The sequence below is a fragment of the Streptomyces sp. NPDC046881 genome, assembly GCF_040645015.1.
In the GTDB taxonomy this organism is placed as follows: Bacteria; Actinomycetota; Actinomycetes; order Streptomycetales; family Streptomycetaceae; genus Streptomyces.
In genome coordinates this window covers 27,428-46,760 of the sequence record NZ_JBEYXJ010000069.1, presented here as the reverse complement: position 1 = coordinate 46,760, position 19,333 = coordinate 27,428, and the positions used below count along the sequence as shown (strand labels likewise).

20 protein-coding genes are annotated in these 19,333 nt (G+C 72.9%); 9 read left to right on the top strand and 11 right to left on the bottom strand.

Translation table 11 applies throughout. From position 1 onward, the window contains the following. Positions 1-39: 39 nt before the first annotated feature. Positions 40-1,698 carry an FAD-dependent monooxygenase gene (locus tag ABZ923_RS27620; RefSeq protein WP_361476555.1) on the bottom strand — a complete coding sequence of 553 codons (1,659 nt, stop codon included), beginning with the start codon at positions 1,696-1,698 and terminating at the stop codon, positions 40-42. A 199-nt stretch (positions 1,699-1,897) separates the two neighbouring features. Between ABZ923_RS27620 and ABZ923_RS27615 the strand changes: the two genes are divergently transcribed. Genes ABZ923_RS27615 through ABZ923_RS27585 form a run of 7 tightly spaced genes read left to right on the top strand, consistent with a single transcriptional unit; the run spans position 1,898 to position 7,063 of the window. Continuing rightward, positions 1,898-2,980: a SchA/CurD-like domain-containing protein gene (locus ABZ923_RS27615; protein ID WP_361476553.1), complete on the top strand. Its 1,083-nt coding sequence runs from the start codon at positions 1,898-1,900 to the stop codon at positions 2,978-2,980. A gap of 34 nt (positions 2,981-3,014) precedes the next feature. Next, positions 3,015-3,446: a cupin domain-containing protein gene (locus tag ABZ923_RS27610; RefSeq protein WP_361476551.1), complete on the top strand. Its 432-nt coding sequence runs from the start codon at positions 3,015-3,017 to the stop codon at positions 3,444-3,446. Next, a complete protein-coding gene (locus ABZ923_RS27605; RefSeq protein WP_361476549.1) occupies positions 3,443-4,702 on the top strand; it encodes a beta-ketoacyl-[acyl-carrier-protein] synthase family protein in 1,260 nt (419 codons plus the stop codon). The genes ABZ923_RS27610 and ABZ923_RS27605 overlap by 4 nt, the downstream gene beginning before the upstream one ends. 7 nt (positions 4,703-4,709) lie before the next feature. Further along, positions 4,710-5,954, top strand: coding sequence for a beta-ketoacyl synthase N-terminal-like domain-containing protein (locus ABZ923_RS27600; RefSeq protein ID WP_361476547.1), 1,245 nt, complete (start codon positions 4,710-4,712; stop codon positions 5,952-5,954). A gap of 19 nt (positions 5,955-5,973) precedes the next feature. Next, positions 5,974-6,228, top strand: coding sequence for an acyl carrier protein (locus tag ABZ923_RS27595; RefSeq protein ID WP_361476545.1), 255 nt, complete (start codon positions 5,974-5,976; stop codon positions 6,226-6,228). 1 nt (position 6,229) lies between these two features. Beyond that, the gene (locus ABZ923_RS27590) at positions 6,230-6,709 is read left to right on the top strand and encodes an SRPBCC family protein (protein WP_361476543.1); all 480 of its coding nucleotides are present in this window, start codon (positions 6,230-6,232) and stop codon (positions 6,707-6,709) included. A gap of 21 nt (positions 6,710-6,730) precedes the next feature. Beyond that, a complete protein-coding gene (locus ABZ923_RS27585) occupies positions 6,731-7,063 on the top strand; it encodes a TcmI family type II polyketide cyclase (RefSeq protein WP_361476541.1) in 333 nt (110 codons plus the stop codon). A 73-nt stretch (positions 7,064-7,136) separates the two neighbouring features. On the opposite strand, the gene ABZ923_RS27580 is transcribed toward ABZ923_RS27585, so the two are convergent. From ABZ923_RS27580 to lipB, 6 genes are all read right to left on the bottom strand, one after another. After that, positions 7,137-8,201 carry a methyltransferase gene (locus ABZ923_RS27580; RefSeq protein WP_361476539.1) on the bottom strand — a complete coding sequence of 355 codons (1,065 nt, stop codon included), beginning with the start codon at positions 8,199-8,201 and terminating at the stop codon, positions 7,137-7,139. A gap of 43 nt (positions 8,202-8,244) precedes the next feature. Further along, positions 8,245-9,333, bottom strand: a complete 1,089-nt coding sequence (locus ABZ923_RS27575) for a right-handed parallel beta-helix repeat-containing protein (protein WP_361476537.1) — start codon at positions 9,331-9,333, stop codon at positions 8,245-8,247. A gap of 65 nt (positions 9,334-9,398) precedes the next feature. Then, positions 9,399-10,100, bottom strand: coding sequence for a DUF4191 domain-containing protein (locus ABZ923_RS27570; protein WP_361476535.1), 702 nt, complete (start codon positions 10,098-10,100; stop codon positions 9,399-9,401). A 99-nt stretch (positions 10,101-10,199) separates the two neighbouring features. Next, positions 10,200-10,397, bottom strand: a complete 198-nt coding sequence (locus tag ABZ923_RS27565) for a hypothetical protein (protein WP_361476533.1) — start codon at positions 10,395-10,397, stop codon at positions 10,200-10,202. A gap of 230 nt (positions 10,398-10,627) precedes the next feature. Beyond that, positions 10,628-11,593 carry a lipoyl synthase gene (lipA, locus tag ABZ923_RS27560; protein WP_361476531.1) on the bottom strand — a complete coding sequence of 322 codons (966 nt, stop codon included), beginning with the start codon at positions 11,591-11,593 and terminating at the stop codon, positions 10,628-10,630. A gap of 115 nt (positions 11,594-11,708) precedes the next feature. Beyond that, positions 11,709-12,506, bottom strand: coding sequence for a lipoyl(octanoyl) transferase LipB (gene lipB / locus ABZ923_RS27555; RefSeq protein WP_361476529.1), 798 nt, complete (start codon positions 12,504-12,506; stop codon positions 11,709-11,711). Positions 12,507-12,745: 239 nt separating this feature from the next. Here lipB and ABZ923_RS27550 point away from each other — a divergent pair, with 239 nt between their 5' ends. Next, the gene (locus tag ABZ923_RS27550; protein ID WP_361476527.1) at positions 12,746-14,203 is read left to right on the top strand and encodes a regulator; all 1,458 of its coding nucleotides are present in this window, start codon (positions 12,746-12,748) and stop codon (positions 14,201-14,203) included. A 7-nt stretch (positions 14,204-14,210) separates the two neighbouring features. Here the strand turns inward: ABZ923_RS27550 and ABZ923_RS27545 are convergent, their stop codons facing one another. Together ABZ923_RS27545 and ABZ923_RS27540 are read right to left on the bottom strand one after the other, a co-directional pair. Then, positions 14,211-15,575: an NAD(P)/FAD-dependent oxidoreductase gene (locus tag ABZ923_RS27545; protein ID WP_361476525.1), complete on the bottom strand. Its 1,365-nt coding sequence runs from the start codon at positions 15,573-15,575 to the stop codon at positions 14,211-14,213. A 180-nt stretch (positions 15,576-15,755) separates the two neighbouring features. Continuing rightward, positions 15,756-16,652 carry a TIGR01777 family oxidoreductase gene (locus tag ABZ923_RS27540; protein WP_361476523.1) on the bottom strand — a complete coding sequence of 299 codons (897 nt, stop codon included), beginning with the start codon at positions 16,650-16,652 and terminating at the stop codon, positions 15,756-15,758. 73 nt (positions 16,653-16,725) lie between these two features. Between ABZ923_RS27540 and ABZ923_RS27535 the strand changes: the two genes are divergently transcribed. Then, entirely contained in the window at positions 16,726-17,214 is a 489-nt protein-coding gene (locus ABZ923_RS27535; protein WP_361476521.1) for a GNAT family N-acetyltransferase, read from the top strand. A gap of 36 nt (positions 17,215-17,250) precedes the next feature. On the opposite strand, the gene ABZ923_RS27530 is transcribed toward ABZ923_RS27535, so the two are convergent. Beyond that, positions 17,251-18,435 carry a MarP family serine protease gene (locus tag ABZ923_RS27530; RefSeq protein ID WP_361476519.1) on the bottom strand — a complete coding sequence of 395 codons (1,185 nt, stop codon included), beginning with the start codon at positions 18,433-18,435 and terminating at the stop codon, positions 17,251-17,253. A 313-nt stretch (positions 18,436-18,748) separates the two neighbouring features. Further along, entirely contained in the window at positions 18,749-19,267 is a 519-nt protein-coding gene (locus ABZ923_RS27525) for a DUF4240 domain-containing protein (RefSeq protein ID WP_361476559.1), read from the bottom strand. Positions 19,268-19,333 lie beyond the last annotated feature (66 nt).

Below are 19,333 nucleotides of genomic sequence, written 5' to 3'. Positions count from 1 at the left end.
CCCCGGTGGCCGACGGCCACCGGGGGCTCACTCCTGTGCTCAGCCCCTCCGCAGAACCGCCGCCAGCACCCTCCGCAGCTCCGCCTCCGGATCCGCCACCGCGCCGGCCGCGCGCCAGGCCACGAACCCGTCCGGCCGTACCAGCACCGCCCCGTCCGCGGTCGTGCCGTGCGCCGCGGCCCAGTCGGTGCCGCCGCCGGGTCCCTCGCCGTCGTACGTCAGGTCGGCGTCCGCACCCGCGCCGATCCGGTACGCCTCCAGCCGTACGCCGTCCGTGCCGGCGATGCGCCGGGCGGCCGCGTGCCAGGCGGCACCCGCCGCCGACCCGGCGTCGCAGAGCAGCACCATGGACCGCTCGTAGAGGTCGACCGTGGAGAGCCGGGCGCCCGCGCGGCGCAGCCACAGATGCGGGGACCGGCTGCCCGGGTCCCCGGTCAGCCGCACCGCGTCGGGTACGACCGGATGGGCGGGGTCGGCGTCCAGGACGGCGCCCTCCAGGTAGCGGTAGCACAGGACCACCGGGAGGATGCCGCTGCGCGGCCCGCCGCCGACGCCGGGCGTGGGCGCGAAGCCGGGGTGGCTGTGCTCCACCGAGCGGGCCGAGGCGCGCGCGCTGGTGGCCATGGCGACGGGCCGGCGCTCGGTGTCGTAGGTCTCCAGCAGGTCCGGTCCGGCCCAGCCGTCGAGCACGGCGGCCAGCTTCCAGGCCAGGTTGTGGGCGTCCTGGATGCCGGTGTTGGAGCCGAAGGCGCCGGTCGGGGACATCTCGTGGGCGGAGTCGCCGGCGAGCAGCACCCGTCCGGCCGTGTACCGCTCGGCGACGCGTTCCGCGGCGCGCCAGGACGCCTTGCCGGTGATCTCGACGTCGAGGTCGGGGACGCCGACGGCCAGCCGGATGTGCCGCTGGAGCCGCTCCTCGGTGAACTCCTCCAGCGTCTCGCCGTGCTCCGGGTGCCAGGGGGCGTGGAAGACCCAGTGCTCCTTGTTGTCGACGGGCAGCAGGGCGCCGTCGGCCTCGGGGTTCGTGAGGTAGCAGCAGATGAAGTGCCGGTCGCCGACCGTCTCGGCGAGCAGCTTGGAGCGGAAGGTGACGCTCACGTTGGCGAACAGGTCACCCGGCCCGCTCTGTCCGATGCCGAGCCGGTTCCGGATGGGGCTGCGCGGGCCGTCGCACGCGATCAGGTAGTCCGCCCGGACGGTGTACAGCGCGTCGCTGTCACGGTCCCGGACGAACGCCGTCACTCCTTCGGGGTCCTGTTCGAAGGCCTCCAGTTCGTGGAAGTAGCGCAGGTCGCCGCCGAGGGCGCGGGCCCCCTTCAGCAGCACCGGTTCGAGGTCGTTCTGGCTGCACAGGCACCACGTCGTGGGGCTGAACTTCGCCAGTCCGCCGCCCGGGTCGATCTCTCTGAACAGCCATTCGCCGGCGTCGCCGACCAGCGTCGGCGTCTGGAGGATGCCGTGGTTGGCGGCGAGGAGCGAGGCCGCCGTCTTGATGTCCGGCTCGACGCCGGCCACCCGGAACAGCTCCATCGTGCGCAGGTTGTTGCCGCGGCCACGCGGATGGATCGAGGTTCCGGAGTGCCGCTCGACGAGCATGTGCGGTACGCCGAGGCGGCCCAGGAAGAGGGAGAGGGACAGGCCCACCAGGGAGCCGCCCACGACGAGGACGGGCACCCGGTGATCGGCTTTGTGCTGCATCGAGTCTCCAGAGGCAGGGTCGGGATGTGAGGCGCGTCGCAGTTTCTGTGCCCGCTGGGACGGTTTTCGCGTGCTCAATCACCCACGTGGTTCACGCGAGTCGCGCGCACCGCGGGAAGCGGCACAGGATCAAGAAGCGCTGACGTCGCGTCATCGGCGGCCGGCGTTCGCCTCTGCCCCCGTGAAGGAGATGCGCAGCATGACCACCTTGTCGGAAAAGATCTCGGACCAGTCGACGCGCGAGGTGTCGAAGAGGGTCTCCCAGTCCGTGTTCGACGGCTCCCGTCTCCGGGTCGTCCTGCTCGTGGACGTCAACGACGGCGCCCAGCAGCAGTTCCTGGAGGCCTACGAGCAACTGTGCAACCAGGTGGCGCAGGTGCCCGGCCACGTCAGCGACCAGCTGTGCCAGTCGATCGAGAATCCCTCCCAATGGCTCATCACCAGCGAGTGGGAGAGCGCCCCGCCGTTCCTGACCTGGGTGAACAGCGAGGAGCACGTGCGGATGGTGGAACCGCTGCACAGCTGCGTCCGGGACACCCGGTCGCTCAGGTTCCACATCGTCCGCGAGACCGGCGGCGAGCCGGCCGGGGCCGCGTCGCGGCGCCGGCTCCAGGCCTCGCCGCGGATCGGCGACGGCGTGATCCGGCACGCGCTGACCTTCACGGTCAAGCCGGGCAGCGAGCGGGAGGTCAAGAGGATCCTCTCCGACTACGCCTCGCCCCAGGCGCGGGTCGACGAGACGACCCGGCTGTGCCGTACCTCCCTGTTCATGCACGGCAACCGGGTCGTGCGGGCCATCGAGGTGCGTGGCGACCTGCTCGCGGCGCTGCGCCACGTCGCCCGGCAGCCCGAGGTGCGGGCCGTCGAGGAGGCCATCAACCCCTATCTGGAGCAGGAGCGGGACCTCAACGACCAGGAGTCCGCGCGGGTGTTCTTCACCCGGGCGGCGCTGCCGGCCGTGCACCACGTCACCGCGGACGAACTCACCGAGGGCGAGCGGCAGGCGCTGTACTACCCGGCCCGGCCGGACTGCGGGATGCGGCTGGCGGAACTGCTGGCCCAGCAGGACGAGGCGGCGGCGGAGGACCCGGACAGCCCGGTCCTGCGCAGCACGATCTTCCAGCGCGACGACGTCGTCGTCCGGCTGGTCGACGTACGCCCCGGCCCGGGCGCCCGGGCCCTGCTGTCGGAGTCCGGTCGGCAGGCCGCGCTCGGCAGCCTGCTGGACGGGGAGCCCGTAGGCATGGACCTCGTCACCGACCGCCGCTCGCCCGACGCCTGACCCGGCAGGCCCAGCACACCAACGGAGGAACGCCGTGATCAAACCCCTTCCGAAGATCGTGGACCTCAGCGAGGTCGAGCCCAACACCCGGCGCGGCGGCGATCTGCGCGCCATGCTCACCCCGGCGACGGTGGGCTCCACCAGCGGTTTCATGGGCGTGGCCATCGTGCAGCCCGGCGACCGCATCGGGGAGCACTACCACCCCTACTCCGAGGAGTTCGTCTACGTCGTCTGCGGCCAGCTGGAGGTGGACCTGGACGGCGAGCCGCACCCGCTGCGGCCCGAGCAGGGGCTGATGATCCCCATGAACATGCGCCACCGGTTCCGCAACGTGGGCAACGTGGAGGCGCGGATCGTCTTCCACCTGGGTCCGCTGGCCCCCCGGCCGGCCCTCGGCCACGTCGACACCGAGGGGACGGAAACCGCCGCCGCCGCGCCGGCCGACCGGGCGCAGGTCCGCTCATGAGCCGGCGCGTGGCGGTCACCGGCATAGGCGTCGTGGCACCGGGCGGGATCGGCGTACCGGCGTTCTGGGAGCTGCTCGCCGAGGGCCGTACCGCGACGCGGGGCATCACGTTCTTCGACCCGACCGGGCTGCGGTCCCGGATCGCCGCCGAGTGCGACTTCGACCCCGCCGCACACGGCCTGGACGCCGAGCAGGTCCAGGGGGCGGACCGGTACATACAGTTCGCCCTGGTCGCCGGCGAGGAGGCGGTACGGGACTCCGGTCTCGACCTCGCCCGGGAGGACCCCTGGCGGGTCGGTGTCTCCCTGGGCACCGCCGTCGGCGGCACCACCCGGCTGGAGCACGACTACGTCCTGGTCAGCCACCGCGGCCGGCGCTGGGACGTCGACCACACCGAGGCGGAGCCGCAGCTGCACCGGGCGTTCTCGCCGAGCACCGTGGCCTCCGCGGTGGCGGAACGTTTCGGCGCACAGGGTCCGGTGCAGACCGTCTCCACCGGCTGCACCTCCGGTCTGGACGCCGTCGGGTACGCCTTCCACACCGTCCAGGAGGGCCGGGCCGACATATGCATCGCCGGGGCGTCGGACTCGCCGATCTCCCCGATCACCATGGCCTGCTTCGACGCGATCAAGGCCACGTCCCCGAACAACGACGACCCCGCGCACGCCTCCCGGCCCTTCGACAACAACCGTGACGGCTTCGTCATGGGCGAGGGCGGCGCGGTGCTCGTCCTGGAGGAACTGGAGCACGCCCGGGCCCGCGGTGCCCACGTGTACTGCGAGTTCGGCGGCTACGCCACCTTCGGCAACGCCTACCACATGACCGGCCTGACCAAGGAGGGACTGGAGATGGCGCGTGCCATCGACACCGCCCTCGACCAGGCGCGGCTCGACCCCACGGCGATCGACTACGTCAACGCGCACGGCTCCGGCACCCGGCAGAACGACCGCCACGAGACGGCGGCCGTGAAGCGGGCGCTCGGCCACCACGCCTACGACACCCCGATGAGCTCCATCAAGTCCATGGTGGGGCACTCCCTCGGGGCGATCGGCGCCATCGAGCTGGTCGCCTGTGTGCTGGCCCTCGTCAAGCAGGTCGTCCCGCCGACCGCGAACTACGAGATCCCCGACCCCGAGTGCGACCTGGACTACGTCCCGCGTGTCGCCCGCGAACGGAAGCTGACCAGCGTGCTGTCCGTGGGCAGCGGGTTCGGCGGTTTCCAGTCCGCGGTGATCCTGACCCGGCCGAGGGAGTGAGGACACGATGAGCGAACCGCAGGACCGGCACGCGGCCATCACCGGCATCGGTGTGGTCGCGCCCAACGGCACCACCACCGGCACCTTCTGGAAGTCCACCCAGGAGGGCCTGAGCGTCCTCGACCGGATCACCCGCGAGGGCTGCGAGCACCTTCCCCTCAAGGTGGCCGGTGAGGTCCGCGCCTTCGACCCGGCGGCGACGATCGAGGAGCGCTTCCTCGTCCAGACCGACCGGTTCACGCACTACGCCATGGCCGCGGCCGACTTCGCGCTGGACGACGCCCGGCTCGGGCCGGGCAGCGTGCCCGACGCGCCCTACTCCATCGGCGTGGTCACCGCGGCCGGGTCCGGCGGCGGCGAGTTCGGCCAGCGCGAACTGCAGCAGCTGTGGGGCAAGGGCAGCCGGTTCGTCGGGCCGTACCAGTCCATCGCCTGGTTCTACGCCGCGAGCACCGGCCAGGTGTCCATCCGCCGCGGCTTCAAGGGACCCTGCTCGGTCGTCGCCTCCGACGAGGCCGGCGGCCTGGACGCCCTCGCCCACGCGGCACGGGCGGTACGGCGCGGCACCGACGTGATCGTGGCCGGCTCCACCGAGGCGCCCCTCGCGCCGTACTCGATGGTCTGCCAGCTCGGCTACGACGAACTGAGCCGCGAGCCGGATCCCTCCCGGGCGTACCGCCCGTTCACGGACGGCGCCTGCGGGTTCGTCCCGGCCGAGGGCGGCGCCATGCTCGTGGTGGAGGCGTCGGGCACCGCCCGCGCCCGCGGCGCCCGGATCCGGGCCTTCGTGGCGGGCCACGGGGCGACCTTCACCGGCGCCTCCCGCTGGGAGGAGTCCCGGGAGGGCCTCGCGCAGGCCGTCCGGCAGGCCCTGCGGGAGGCCGACTGCGCCCCCGAGGAGGTCGACGTCGTCTTCGCCGACGCCCTCGGGGTCCCGGCGGCGGACCGCGCCGAGGCGCTGGCCATCGCCGACGTCCTCGGCGGGCACGGCACCCGGGTACCGGTCACCGCGCCCAAGACCGGGACCGGCCGGGGGTACTGCGCGGCCCCCGTGCTGGACACCGCGGCGGCCGTGCTCGCGATGGAGCACGGCCTGATCCCGCCGACGCCGAACGTCTTCGACGTCTGCCACGACCTCGACCTCGTGACGGGCCACGCCCGTGTCGCCGAACTGCGCACGGCGCTGGTCCTCAGCCGCGGACTCATGGGGTCGAACTCGGCGCTGGTGCTGCGACGCGGCACCGCGCAGTGAGGAAGCAAAGGAGGAGAACATGTCCCAGATCACCGTGGAAGAACTCGCCGCGCTGATGAAGAAGGCCGCCGGGGTCACCGTCAGCCCCGAGCAGCTCAAGGAGCAGCCGGAGACGGGTTTCGACGTCCTCGGCGTCGACTCGCTCGGCCTGCTCGGCATCGTCGGCGAACTGGAGAACACGCACGGCACCCCGATGCCGGTCGACGCGGAGCGCTGCAAGACACCGCAGCAGTTCCTCGACCTCGTCAACAGCACCCTGATGGCAGGAGCCTGACATGGCAGGACACACCCAGAACGAGATCACCATCGCGGCCCCGCTGGACCTGGTCTGGGACATGACCAACGACCTGGAGCGCTGGCCGCAGCTGTTCAGCGAGTACGCGTCGGTGGAGGTCCTCAAGCGGGAGGGCGAGAAGACCACCTTCCGGCTCACCATGCACCCGGACGACAACGGCACCGTCTGGAGCTGGGTCTCCGAGCGCGAGCCGGACCGCACCTCCCGCACCGTCAAGGCACGCCGGGTGGAGACCGGACCCTTCGCCTACATGAACATCCACTGGCGGTACGAGGAGGTCCCCGCCGGCACCCGGATGGTCTGGACCCAGGACTTCGAGATGAAGCCGGACGCGCCGGTCGACGACGACTGGATGACCGACAACATCAACCGGAACTCCAAGGTCCAGCTGGAGCTGATCCGGGAGAAGATCGAGAAGGCGGCCGCCGGTGAGCGGCCCGCCCCGGCCCTGGCCGACTGAGCCGGACGACAGGAGACGACCGTGCACCAGGCCCTGATCGTCGCCCGGATGGCCCCGGGCTCCGCCCCCGACATCGCCAAGGTGTTCGCGGAGTCCGACCGGGGGGAGCTGCCGCACCTCGTCGGTGTCGTCCGGCGCAGCCTCTTCCAGTTCGGCGATGTGTACATGCACCTCATCGAGTCCGACCGCGAGCCCGGGCCGGCCATCGCCAAGATCACCTCGCACCCCGAGTTCAAGGAGGTCAGCGAGCGGCTCACGGCGTACGTCAGCGCGTACGACCCGGAGACCTGGCGGTCCCCGAAGGACGCCATGGCGCAGCGCTTCTACCTCTGGGAGCGCGACGCCGGCGCCTGACCCTCCGGCCGGACCACCGGTGCCGGGCCCGCGTCCGACGCGGACCCGGCACCGGTGTGCTGGGAGGAATCGCTCACGCGGGGACCATGCAGTCGAACGCGTGCAGGAACGGGTTGACCGGGCGGATGTCCCCGACGGCCAGGCCCGCCGCCCGGAGCCGGCCGACCATGCTGTCCGTGGTGTGCTTGGCCCCGCCGACGTTCAGCAGCAGCAGCAGGTCCATGGCGGTGCTGAAGCGCATCGAGGGGGTGTCGTCCACCAGGTTCTCGATGACGACGACGCGGGTGCCGGGCCCGCCCGCCTCGACGACGTTGCGCAGCAGCCGGGCCGTGCTCTCGTCGTCCCACTCCAGGATGTTCTTGATGATGTAGACGTCGGCCTCGACCGGGACGGCGTCCCGGACGTCGCCCGGCACGATCCGCACGCGGTCGGCGAGGTCACCGCCCGCGCGCAGCCGCGGCAGGGCGTTGTCCACCACCCGGGGCAGGTCGAGCAGGCTGCCCTGCATCGCCGGGTACTTGTCCAGCAGGCAGGCCACCACGTGCCCCTGGCCGCCGCCGACGTCCGCGACCGAGCGGCTGCCGGACAGGTCCAGCAGGGCCGCCACCTCCCGCGCCGACTGCTCGCTGGAGCGGGTCATCGCGCGGTTGAAGACGTCCGCGGACTCGGGGGCGTCCTCGTTGAGGTAGGTGAAGAACTCCTTGCCGTACAGGTCCTCCACGACGTTCCGGCCGGTGCGCACCGCCTGGTCCAGGTGCGGCCAGGCGTCCCAGGTCCACGGCTCGGTGCACCACAGCGCGATGGCCCGCAGGCTGTTCGGGTCGTCCTCGCGCAGCAGCCGGGACATCTCGGTGTGGGCGAACGTCCCGTCCGGCCGCTCGGCGAAGACGCCGTAGCAGGACAGGGCCCGCAGCAGCCGGCGCAGCGGCCCCGGCTCGGTGCGCAGCGCAGCCGCGAGGGTGTCGACGGTCATGGGGGCGTCGCCGAGCGCGTCGGCGACGCCCAGCCGGGCGGCGGCGCGCACCGCGGCGGCGCAGGCCGCCCCGAACACGAGCTCGCGCAGCCGCATCGACGGCGGGGGGGAGGGGGGTGCCCCCGGCTCGGGGGGAGCCGAGGACGCGCGGGATGGTGCGGTCATGTGCCGCCTTCCTTCCTTGCGTGGGTCGGGTTCGGCCGTCCGGTCAGCACAGGCCCGCGGGCTTGGAGGCCCGGCAGGAGTTGCCGCTGAAGGCGTTGCCGCTCTTGGCGGTCTCCTGGTTGACGAGGTCCGCCGGGGAGTTGTCCGCCAGATGGTTGCCGGTGATCCGGTTCTTCTCGCTGGTGGCGCCCACGAAGCTCTTGAACAGGACGATGCCGCCCGACAGCGGGGACTTGCCCTGGTGGCCGGTGACCCGGTTCCGCGTCACCAGGGCCTTCTCGGTGCCGGTCAGCACGATGCCGGAGCCCTTCAGGTAGGGCAGCCGGGCGGTCTTCGGGCAGTACTTGTTGTTCTGCACGACCAGGTTGTCGCTGACGGTGAGGGCGCCGGCCCGCGGCTTGTTCTCGTCGCCGACGACGAACACGCCCGCGCAGTTGCCGGTGACGTAGTTGTGCGTGACGGCGAGGTTGCGCAGGCGGCGGACGGTGATGCCGATCCGGTTGCCCTGCAGGCGGTTGTGGTCGGCCACCGCGCCCTTGCTGTCCGTGGCACCCTGCTCGGCCTTGACGTTGTTGGCGAGGAACAGCCCCGCGTCCCCGTTGCCCGTGGCGGTGTTGTTGCGGAACAGCCCGCGGGTGGAGTGCTCCTGGGCGATGCCCCACTGGCCGTTGTGCTCGGCGATCACACGCTTGACGGTCAGCCGGTCGGTGCCCATGGAGAACAGGCCGCTCCTGGCGAAGCCGGTCACCTTCAGATCGGAGACGGTGACGCCGTTGAGGGGCTTGTTCTTGCCCCCGACCACGCAGATGCCGTTGCCGTCCGACAGGCAGGTGACGGCGGCCTTCTTGCCGTGCGGGGCGGGCTTGGTCTTCTTCGCGGGGGGCTGGATCACGGTGCCGGGGCCCGCGCCGCGCAGGGTCAGGCCCGCCGTCTTCACCGTGACGCTCTCACGGTAGGTGCCGGCGAGCACGAACACGGTGTCGCCGGCCTTGGCGGCGTTGACCGCCTTCTGGATCGACTCACCCGCATGCACCACGAGGACCCGGTGGGCGGCCGACGCCGGGGTGGCGCCGACGAATGCCCCGACGAGGGTCGTGGCGCATGCCAGGTACGCAATGTGTCGTTTTGTCACATGCCGAAGGTTAGGAGCGGACGACCCGATAACCGGCCGGATGCTCCGTTCGGCGGCGTGTCAGGCTAGCGGCCCCGCGGGCCGCCCTTGGGGAGCTTCATGCCCTTGGGCATGGGGCCCTTGGGCAGCGGCATGTTGCTCATCAGGTCGCCCAGGGCCCGCAGCCGGTCGTTGGTGGCGGTGACCTGGGGGCCGGTGAGCACGCGCGGGAGCTTCAGCATGGTGGTGCGGAGCTTCTTCAGCTCGACCTGGCCCTCGCCGTTGCCGACGATCAGGTCGTGCACCGGCACGTCCGCGACGATGCGGTTCATCTTCTTCTTCTCGGCGGCCAGCAGGCTCTTCACCCGGTTCGGGTTGCCCTCGGCGACCAGCACGATGCCGGCCTTGCCGACGGCCCGGTGCACCACGTCCTGGCTGCGGTTCATCGCCACCGCCGGAGTCGTCGTCCAGCCCCGGCCGATGTTGTCCAGCACGGCCGCGGCGGCGCCCGGCTGGCCCTCCATCTGGCCGAAGGCGGCCCGCTCGGCCCGACGGCCGAACACGATCGCCGTCGCCAGCAGGGCGATCAGCAGGCCGAAGATGCCCAGATAGACCGGGTGGCCGATCAGGAAGCCGATCGCGAGGAAGACACCGAGGGTGCCGATGCCGACGGCCGCGAGTACAAGGCCGATCGTCTTGTCGGCCTTGCGGGTCATCTTGTACGTGAGGGCGATCTGCTTCAGTCGCCCTGCGTTCGCGGCGTCCGCCGCGGTTTCCTTCCTCGCCATGCCACGAAGTCTACGTGTCCCCGGGAGCGCGGACGACGGCAGTGCCCGGCAGGCGGGACCGGCGGCGGCCCGGGGGCGGCTCGGAGGCCGTCCGGGGCGTCAGGAGCGGCCGGCGGCCTGGTCCAGGAACCGCTGGGCCTCGACGCGGTCCTTGGCCCGGCGGCGGTCCTCCAGGACGGACGTCCAGGCGTTGCGGCGGGCGGTGCGCTGGCCGCCGCTCATGAGCAGGGATTCGACGGCCCGGAGGGCGTCGGTGAAGGTCGGGATGGCGGTGGCGCGTACGGGTGCGGCCTGCATGATCGAGGTCCCCCCTCGGAGCGGTGGAGGTACGGGGCGTGATACCAGAGTCACTGATTGGTGTTACCAGGGCGTGTCCGAGTGGTCAAACGCCCATGAAGGTCTGATACGGGGCTGGCAAACGCCGACGCGGCCCCGACGACCGCCCTCATCAGCGAGGACGGTCGGGACCGCGTCGTCCCGGCCATTACTGGCCAGTAATAGCTTGTGCGTGAATTCACACGCTCGGCTCACACCGCCTGGGTGGCGACGAACGCTCCGCGCTTCTCGATCGCCATCTGGTACAGGCGCCCGGCGCGGTACGACGACCGCACCAGCGGGCCGGACATCACACCGGAGAAGCCGATCTGCTCGGCCTCCTCCTTCAGCTCCACGAACTCCTGCGGCTTCACCCAGCGCTCCACCGGGTGGTGCCGGACGGAGGGACGCAGGTACTGGGTGATGGTGATCAGCTCGCAGCCCGCGTCGTGCAGCTGCCGGAGCGCCTCGCCGACCTCCTCGCGGGTCTCGCCCATGCCGAGGATCAGGTTGGACTTGGTGACCAGGCCGAAGTCGCGGGCCTCGGTGATGACCTTCAGGGAGCGCTCGTAGCGGAAGCCGGGGCGGATCCGCTTGAAGATCCGGGGGACCGTCTCGACGTTGTGCGCGAAGACCTCGGGCCGGGAGGAGAAGACCTCGGCCAGCTGCTCGGGGACGGCGTTGAAGTCGGGGGCCAGCAGCTCGACCTTGGTGCGGCCGCCCTCGCGGTCCGCGGTCTGCCGGTGGATCTGGCGCACGGTCTCGGCGTACAGCCAGGCACCGCCGTCCGCCAGGTCGTCACGGGCGACACCGGTGATGGTGGCGTAGTTCAGGTCCATGGTGACCACGGACTCGCCCACGCGGCGCGGCTCGTCGCGGTCGAGCGCCTCGGGCTTGCCCGTGTCGATCTGGCAGAAGTCGCAGCGCCGGGTGCACTGGTCGCCGCCGATGAGGAAGGTCGCCTCGCGGTCCTCCCAGCACTCGTAGATGTTCGGGCAGCCGGCTTCCTGGCAGACCGTGTGCAGGCCCTCGCTCTTCACGAGCTTCTGCATCGCGGTGTACTCGGGGCCCATTTTCGCCCGGGTCTTGATCCACTCGGGCTTGCGCTCGATGGGGGTCTGGCTGTTGCGGACCTCCAGGCGCAGCATCTTGCGTCCGTCGGGTGCGACTGCGGACACGACCGGCTCCCTGTGACTTCGATTCTTCGGCGTACACCAGGGTACGCCCGTGCTCTGTGCGCCCTGCCGTCGAGGCCAACCCCGCTGTCGCAGGGCGCATTCCCCCGACGGACGATCAGGCGGACGCCTTCTCGATCACCCGCGGCTTCAGGTCCGCGTGCTCCAGGACGTCCCTCAGGTGCCTCTCCACCACCGGCAGGACCTCCTCGATGGTGACGTCCCGGCCCAGCTCGGCCGCGAGCGAGGCCACCCCGGCGTCCCGGATCCCGCACGGGATGATCCGGTCGAACGCCTTCATGTCCGGGTTCACGTTGAACGAGAAGCCGTGCATGGTGACGCCCTTGGCGACCCGGATGCCGATCTGCGCGATCTTGCGGTCCTCGCGCCGCTGGCCCGCGTTGGACGGGGCGTACTCGGGGCCGTTGAGCCGCGGGTCGAACTCCTCGTCGTGCAGCCGGGGGTCGAAGTCCAGGGACAGCCCTCCGAGCGACGGCCGCTGCTCGACCGGGTCGCCCAGCACCCAGACGCCGCTGCGGCCCTCCACCCGCGTGGTCTCCAGGCCGAACTCGGCGCAGGAGCGGATGATCGCCTCCTCCAGCCGCCGCACGTGCGCGACCACGTCCACCGGGCGGGGCAGCTTCTGGATCGGGTAGCCCACCAGCTGGCCCGGCCCGTGCCAGGTGATCTTGCCGCCGCGGTCCACGTCGACGACCGGAGTGCCGTCCAGCGGACGCTCGCTGTCCTCGGTGCGCCGGCCCGCCGTGTACACCGGGGGGTGCTCCAGAAGGATCACGGTGTCCGGGACCTCGTCGGCGAACCGGGCCGCGTGCACCCGGCGCTGCTCGTCCCAGGCCTCCTGGTAGTCGACGGCATCGGCACCGAATCCCATGCGGACGAACCGCAACTCACTCACGGCAAGCGCCTCCCTCGGCGAAGGATGTGTCAGGCACGTATCGCGCCCACGCCACTGTACGTCCGTCCGGCGTACGTCAGCCCTGCGGGCGTTCCTCACACGATCGGATGAATGCCACGCGAAGTATGCGACCGTCTGCTCACTCTCCGCTACATTCGCGCCGTTCGTGAGGCCATAAGGGCTGCTCAAAGGCAATCCGGGCACATCAAAGGCCCGGAAGGCAGGAGACCGCACCGCAGATGACGGACCGACCCGCGCAGCGCACCCCCAACCGCCAGCTCGCCGCGCTCATCGCAGAGGCGGGGTTCTCCAACGCGGGTCTGGCTCGTCGCGTCGACCAGCTCGGCCTCGAGCACGGGCTGGACCTCAGATACGACAAGACCTCCGTCACCCGCTGGCTGCGCGGACAGCAGCCGCGGGGGACCACCCCCGCCCTCATCGCCGAGGTGTTCACCCGCCGGCTCGGGCGCCGGCTCACCGCCCAGGACCTAGGCCTGGACGCCTGCGCGCCGGTCTACGCCGGGCTGGAGTTCGCGGCCACCCCGGAGGAGGCCGTCGACATCGTCAGCGGGCTGTGGCGCAAGGACTCCGGCAGCCACGCCGAGCTGCGCAAGATCGCCTTCACCCCGGCGGGACTCGTGGTGCCCAGCCGGGACTGGCTGATCGGCAAGGCCGACGACCGGGTGGCCCGGGAACCGGGACCCCGGGTGCCGCCGCAGGGCCGGCCCGGTGCCGCCAAGCCCCACCTGCCGGCCCCGCCGCGGACGCGCGGGCAGGCCGAGCGCGCCCCCGGGCACAAGGTCGGCAGCGGGGACATCGCCGCCCTGCACTCGGTCGGCGAGCTGTTCCGCACCCTCGACGACCGGTTCGGCGGCGGCCACGCCCGGCAGGCCCTGGTGCGCTACCTGGAGCACGAGTGCGAGCCGATGCTCCGCGGCAGCTACGACGAGCAGACCGGCCGCCGGCTGTTCGGCGCCGCCGCCGACCTGACCCGGCTCGCGGGCTGGACGTCGTACGACATCGCCGCGCACGGGCTCGCCCAGCGCTACTTCGTGCAGGCCCTGCGGCTCGCCCAGGCGGCCGGCGACCGGGCCTACGGCTCGTACGTCCTGGTCACCATGAGCCGCCAGGCCGTCTACCTCGGCCACGGCCGGGAGGCGGTGCAGCTGGCGCGGGTCGCCCAGCAGGGCGTCGGCACGGGCGCGCCGCCGGTCGTCCAGGCGCTGCTGCACGCGTCCGAGGCGCGGGCGCACGGGGTCCTCGGCGAGGTGCGGGCGTGCACCGCGGCGCTGGTGCGGGCCGAGCGCGCCCTGGAGGTGGCCCGGCCCGGGGACGACGTGCCGTACTGGGCGGCGTTCTTCGACGAGGCGCAGCTCGCCGACGAGTTCGGGCACTGCCACCGGGATCTGCAGCAGTTCCGGGCGGCCGCGCAGCACGCCGAGCGGTCCCTGCAGCTGCGGGCGCCCACCTATGCCCGCAGCCGCCTGTTCTGCCGGGTCGTGCTCGCCACCGCGCGCCTCGGCCTCGGCGAGCTCGACCAGGCGTGCGCGATCGCCGCGGAGGCGGCGGGGCAGGCCGCCGAGATGCGGAGCGCTCGCGCGGTGGAGTACGTGAAGGAGTTCGAGCGCCGGCTGGAGCCCTATCGGGACGCGGCGCCGGTGAGGGTGTACCGGGAGAAGGTGGCGGCGCTGGGGTGAGGGGGGCCTACGCCGCCCTCGGCATCGTCGGGACCGGGTCGGCGCTGTGCATCGAACCCGCCGCGCCCAGGTCCGCCAGGACGGCCGACGCTGCGCGGTGGGCCGAATGCAGGGCGCCCTGGACGGTGCTGGTGTCGCGGTGGTCGCCGCAGACGTAGAGGCCCGCCAGGAGGCGTACCGGGCGGCGCAGGTCGTGCGGGGGGCGCATGGCGGGGACCGCCTCGGGGGTGTGGTGCACGGCCAGCGTTTCCCAGCGGCGGGTGGAGGTGCCGTAGAGCCGGGAGAGGTGGATGCGGACCGCCGTGTCCACCCCTTCCGGCGGGGTGCCCAGCACCGTCGACGAGATCAGCACGCGGCCGGCCGGTGCCCGGCTCGGGTCCACGTTGCTGAGCACCGCCGTGTGCGCCACCGGCCCGCCCCGGTCGGCGTCCAGCAGCAGCGAGCCGCCCGTCGAGAAGGCCTCCGCCGGCTCGTCCGTGGTGTGGTGGACGACCGTCACCGGGTGGAAGTCCGGCACCCTGAGCCCCGGCAGCAGTTCGGCCGCGGCGCGCGCGTCCGTCGCCAGCAGCACCGCCCGGCAGCGGATCTCCCCGTGCTCGGCGGTGGCCACCGAGGTCGTCGACACCGAGGTGACCCGCACCCCGGTGTGCACGGTGCCCGGCGGCAGCGCCCGGGCCAGCAGCTCCGGCAGTACCTCCGCACCGCCCTCCGGCACGCACAGCCGTCCGCTCGCGAAGGCGTGCAGTGCCAGGTCGGCGCACCTGCTGGAGGTGGTCAGCCCCGGGTCGCACAGCAGTGCGGCGAGCAGCGGGCGCAGGAAGCCGTCGACGGTGCGCGCCGGCACCCCGCGCTGGGCGAGCGCCTGCGCGGCCGGCATCTCGGGGCGGCCCAGGATGCGTTCTACGGGGGTCGCGGCGATCCGGCCGAGCGCGGCGCCCAGCCGGGCCTGGTCCACCGCGCCGCCCACCGGCGCGCCGGGCGTGGCCGCCGTACCCCGGGGGGCGCTGGCGAAGGCGCGCACCACATGGAGTGCGCCCCGTGCGCCCCTTGCGCTCCCGACGGCCGCCGGCGCGCCCGCGCGCTGGGTGCGGCCGTCGCGGTGCAGCAGGACGCCCGGCGCGAAGCGGCGCAGGGTCAGGGCGTCCAGGCCCGGGGTCAGGCGGAGTTCGGGATAGGACGTGGACAGCAGTTGTCCGATGCGGTCGAGCCGGAAGCCGTCGACCTTCTCGGTCGACATGCGGCCCCCGACGCAGGGGGCGGCCTCCAGGACCGCGGTGGTGATTCCTGCACTGGTCAGCCGATGAGCCGCCGAGAGGCCGGCGATTCCGGCTCCCACGATGACGACGTCCACCTGGTACGCGGGCTCAAGCACGAGGCCCCTCCTGTGGTTGCGCGACCGGTGGAGACGTCATGCCCCCAACAGGCGCAAGGGATACCCGAGTTCGGGTCGAGGGTAGGGGCGTGATCGGTCAGAAGCAGTCGCGCATCAACAGGGCACGGTCGCATGGAGGTCGCATACGGTCACTTTCGTTCGCCGGTGTTGTCAGCCGGCTCACAGGGCCGCACGGATCGCTTCGTCGATGCCCGGAAACGCGAACCGGAACCCCGACTCCAGCAACCGTTTCGGCACCACACGCTGGCTGCCCAGCACATCCCCGGCCATCTCCCCGAGCACCGCGCGCAGCACCGGGGCGGGCACCGGGAACACCGCCGGCCGGTGCAGCGCGCGGGCCATCGCCGCGGTGATGTCACTGTTCGTCAGCGGCTGCGGAGCCGTCAGATTGACCGGACCCGACAGGTCGTCGTGGTCGACGAGGTGACGGATCGCGGCGACCTCGTCGTGCAGCGCGATGTACGACCAGTACTGCCGCCCGTCGCCCAGCCGCCCCCCGAGCCCCGCCCGGAACAACGGGAACAGCCGCCCCCACGCCCCGCCCTCCCGGGCCACCACCAGCCCCGTCCGCGCGCACACCGTCCGCACCCCCGCCTCCCGCGCCGGCGCCGTCGCCTCCTCCCACTCCACGCACAGCGCGGCCAGGAAGCCGTCACCCGGCGGCGCGTCCTCGTCCACCACCCGGTCGCCCGTGTCGCCGTAGAAGCCGATCGCGCTGCCGTTCACGAACACCCGCGGCGGGCGGGGCAGCCCGGCCACCGCCTCGGCCAGCGCCGCCGTGCCCAGCACCCGGCTGTCCCGGAGCAGCCGCTTGTACTCCGGGGTCCAGCGCCGGTCGCCCACCCCGGCCGCCGCCAGGTTGACCACCGCGTCGCACCCGGCCAGCCCGGCCGCGTCGACGTGACCCCGCCCCGGGTCCCAGCGGACCTCGTCCGCGCCCCGGGGGGCCCGGCGCACCAGCCGGACCACCTCGTGCCCGTCCGCGGTCAGGGACCGCACCAGAGCGCTGCCGATGAGACCGGACGCGCCGGCCACCGCGATACGTGAACGTTCCATGGCCCCAGCATGACCGTACGGCCGGTCGGAAACCCGGTGGGACGCCCGGACCGCCCGCCGTAGGGTGACCGTCATGCCCGAGCCGCACATACGCACCGCCCGCCCCGCCGACGAGGAGGAACTCGCCGCCCTCGACCGGGCCACCTGGTCCACCCTGCACGCGGTGGCACCCCGGCCGCAGCCGCCCTACCCGCCGTTCTTCGACGAGCGGCACCTCCCCGACGACTTCCTCGTCGCCGAGGCCGACGGGCGCCTCCTCGGCTACATCCGCCTCATCCACCCGACCCCGCTCCCCGCCAACGCGCACGTCCTGGCCATCCAGGGGTTCGCCGTCGCCGTGGAGGCGCGCGGGCGGGGCGTCGGGCGCGCCCTGATCCGGGCCGCCGTCGCGCACGCGCGCCGGCGCGGCGCGCGGCGCCTCACCCTGCGCGTGCTCGGGCACAATGCCCCCGCCCGGGCGCTGTACGCGTCCGAGGGGTTCGCCGTCGAGGGCGTCCTGCCGGAGGAGTTCCTCATCGACGGCCGGTACGTCGACGACGTGTGCATGGGCCGCGCTCTGTAGGCCCCCCGCACCCGCCCGCCGGCGCGGCGCGCCGGCCTAGGAGTCGACCAGCGGGCCCGTGTCCACCCGCGCCGTCGCCGTGGCCGCGCGATCGGCGTCGCCCGCCACCTCGGCCGCCGTCAGCGCGTACCCCGTCTCGGCGTCCGAGGTGGACCGGGCGAAGACCACCCCGAACACCCTGCCGTCCGTGGTCAGCAGCGGGCCGCCGGAGTTGCCCGGCCGGACCGTGGAGCGGACCGAGTAGATCTCCCGGGTGACCGTCCGGTCGTTGTAGATGTTCTGGCCGGTCGCCCGCACCCGGTTCGCCACCGTCGCCGCCTGCAGGTCCAGTGCCCCGTCCTGCGGATAGCCCGCCACCACCGCCGCGTCCCCGCGCGCGGCCCCCGGGTCGAACCGCAGCACCGGCGCGCGCAGCCCCGGCACGTACAGCACCGCCACGTCCCGGTCCGGGTCGAACAGCACCACCCGCGCCCGGTACGACGGCCCCACCCCGCCGACCCGCACGCCCGGGTCGTCGATGCCGGCCACCACGTGCGCGTTGGTCATCACCCGCTGCGGCGCGTACACGAACCCGCTGCCCTCACGGCCCTCCACGCCCGCGGCGCCCTCGATCTTCACCGAGCTCCGCTTGGCGGCGCTCGTCGCGGCCGGGGTGACGCTGTCCCCGGTCGGCCGGGCCACCCGGGCCGTCGACTCGTTCTCGAACGGGTTGAAGACCTGCGGGAACCCCGCCTCGGTCAGCGCGGACGTGGCCCGCGCGAACCAGGCCGGCGTGGTCTGCGGCATCGCGTCCTGCACCGCGCCCAGCAGCGCCGAGTTCCGTATCGCCGTCGTCAGGGGCTGCGCCGGGGCCGCGCTCAGCACGCTCGCCGCCACCCAGGCCACGACCAGCACCGCCACCGAGTTCGCCGCGGCACCCCCCAGCCCGTCCGCCACCCGCAGCGGACCCCGGTCCAGCTCCCCGCGCAGCCGCAGCGCCAGCCGGCCCGCCAGCTCGTGCCCCACCACCGCCGGCACCAGCACCGTCAGCACCGCGAGCACCGTCGCCGCCGAGGTGCCCCGGTCCACCTGGCCCGTCACCCAGGGCAGCAGCCACACGCCGATGACCGCGCCGCCCACGAACCCGGCCAGCGAGACACATCCGGCCACCAGGCCGCGCCGGTAACCGGACACCGCGTAGACGGCGATCACCAGCACCAGCAGCAGGTCGAGCAGATCCACGGAGCCGCCTTTCTCTCGGACCCCTCAGTACGGACCGGACCGGTCCGCTGATCAGCACGCGCACCGGAGACGGCCACCGGGCGGCGGAACCGGTCAGGTACGCGTGTACCCCCAGGAACGACCCGGACCTGGACGATGGTTCCACCCGGTGGCACAGCACACATCCCGGGCACCGCGCAGCGCCCCGGTGCCGGGCGCCCCGGTCCGGACGCCCACAGGGACGCCACAGGCGGCACGCAGCCCGCTGCGAACCCCGCGTCCTACGGTCGGACCCGACCGGAAACCGACCGCAGGCGGGGACAGGTGTCCGGCGTCACCCCTTGAACCGCTCCCACAGGCGGGGGAACCGCTCGGCGAGCACCCGGTCGTTCTCCAGGTCCAGGGGGGTGCCCTGCGGCTCCGCGGGCGCCGGGGCGATGCCCAGGTCGGGCGCGACGGTTCCGGTGAGCTGCTCGTACGCCTCGTCCGCCACGTACCCCAGCTCCTCGCCGTCGCCGTCGATCTCCTCGTCGAACTCGTCCAGCAGCCCGGCCAGCGCGTCCGGATCGTGCAGCGCGCCCTCGAACACCTCCCGGCCCTGGCCGATCAGCCAGCACCGGAAGAAGTCGAACGCGTCGTCGCTGCACCCGTCCAGCAGCAGCCAGGCCGCGCCCCACAGATCCCAGCGGTAGGCGCGGTTGTAGCGGGCCTCGAAGTGGCGGGCGAAGTCCAGGACCAGCTCGGGGTCCAGCTGGAGCAGCCGGTCCAGGAGCAGGTCGACCTGCTCCTCGGGGTCGCCCTCGGCGGCCTCGCGGGTGGAGTCGATCAGCTCCCAGAACTCCGTCTCGTCCATCACGGTCACCAGCATCGGGCCTCGGCCGGTGGGCCGCACGCGGAGTACCGCGCCGCCCCGCGGACC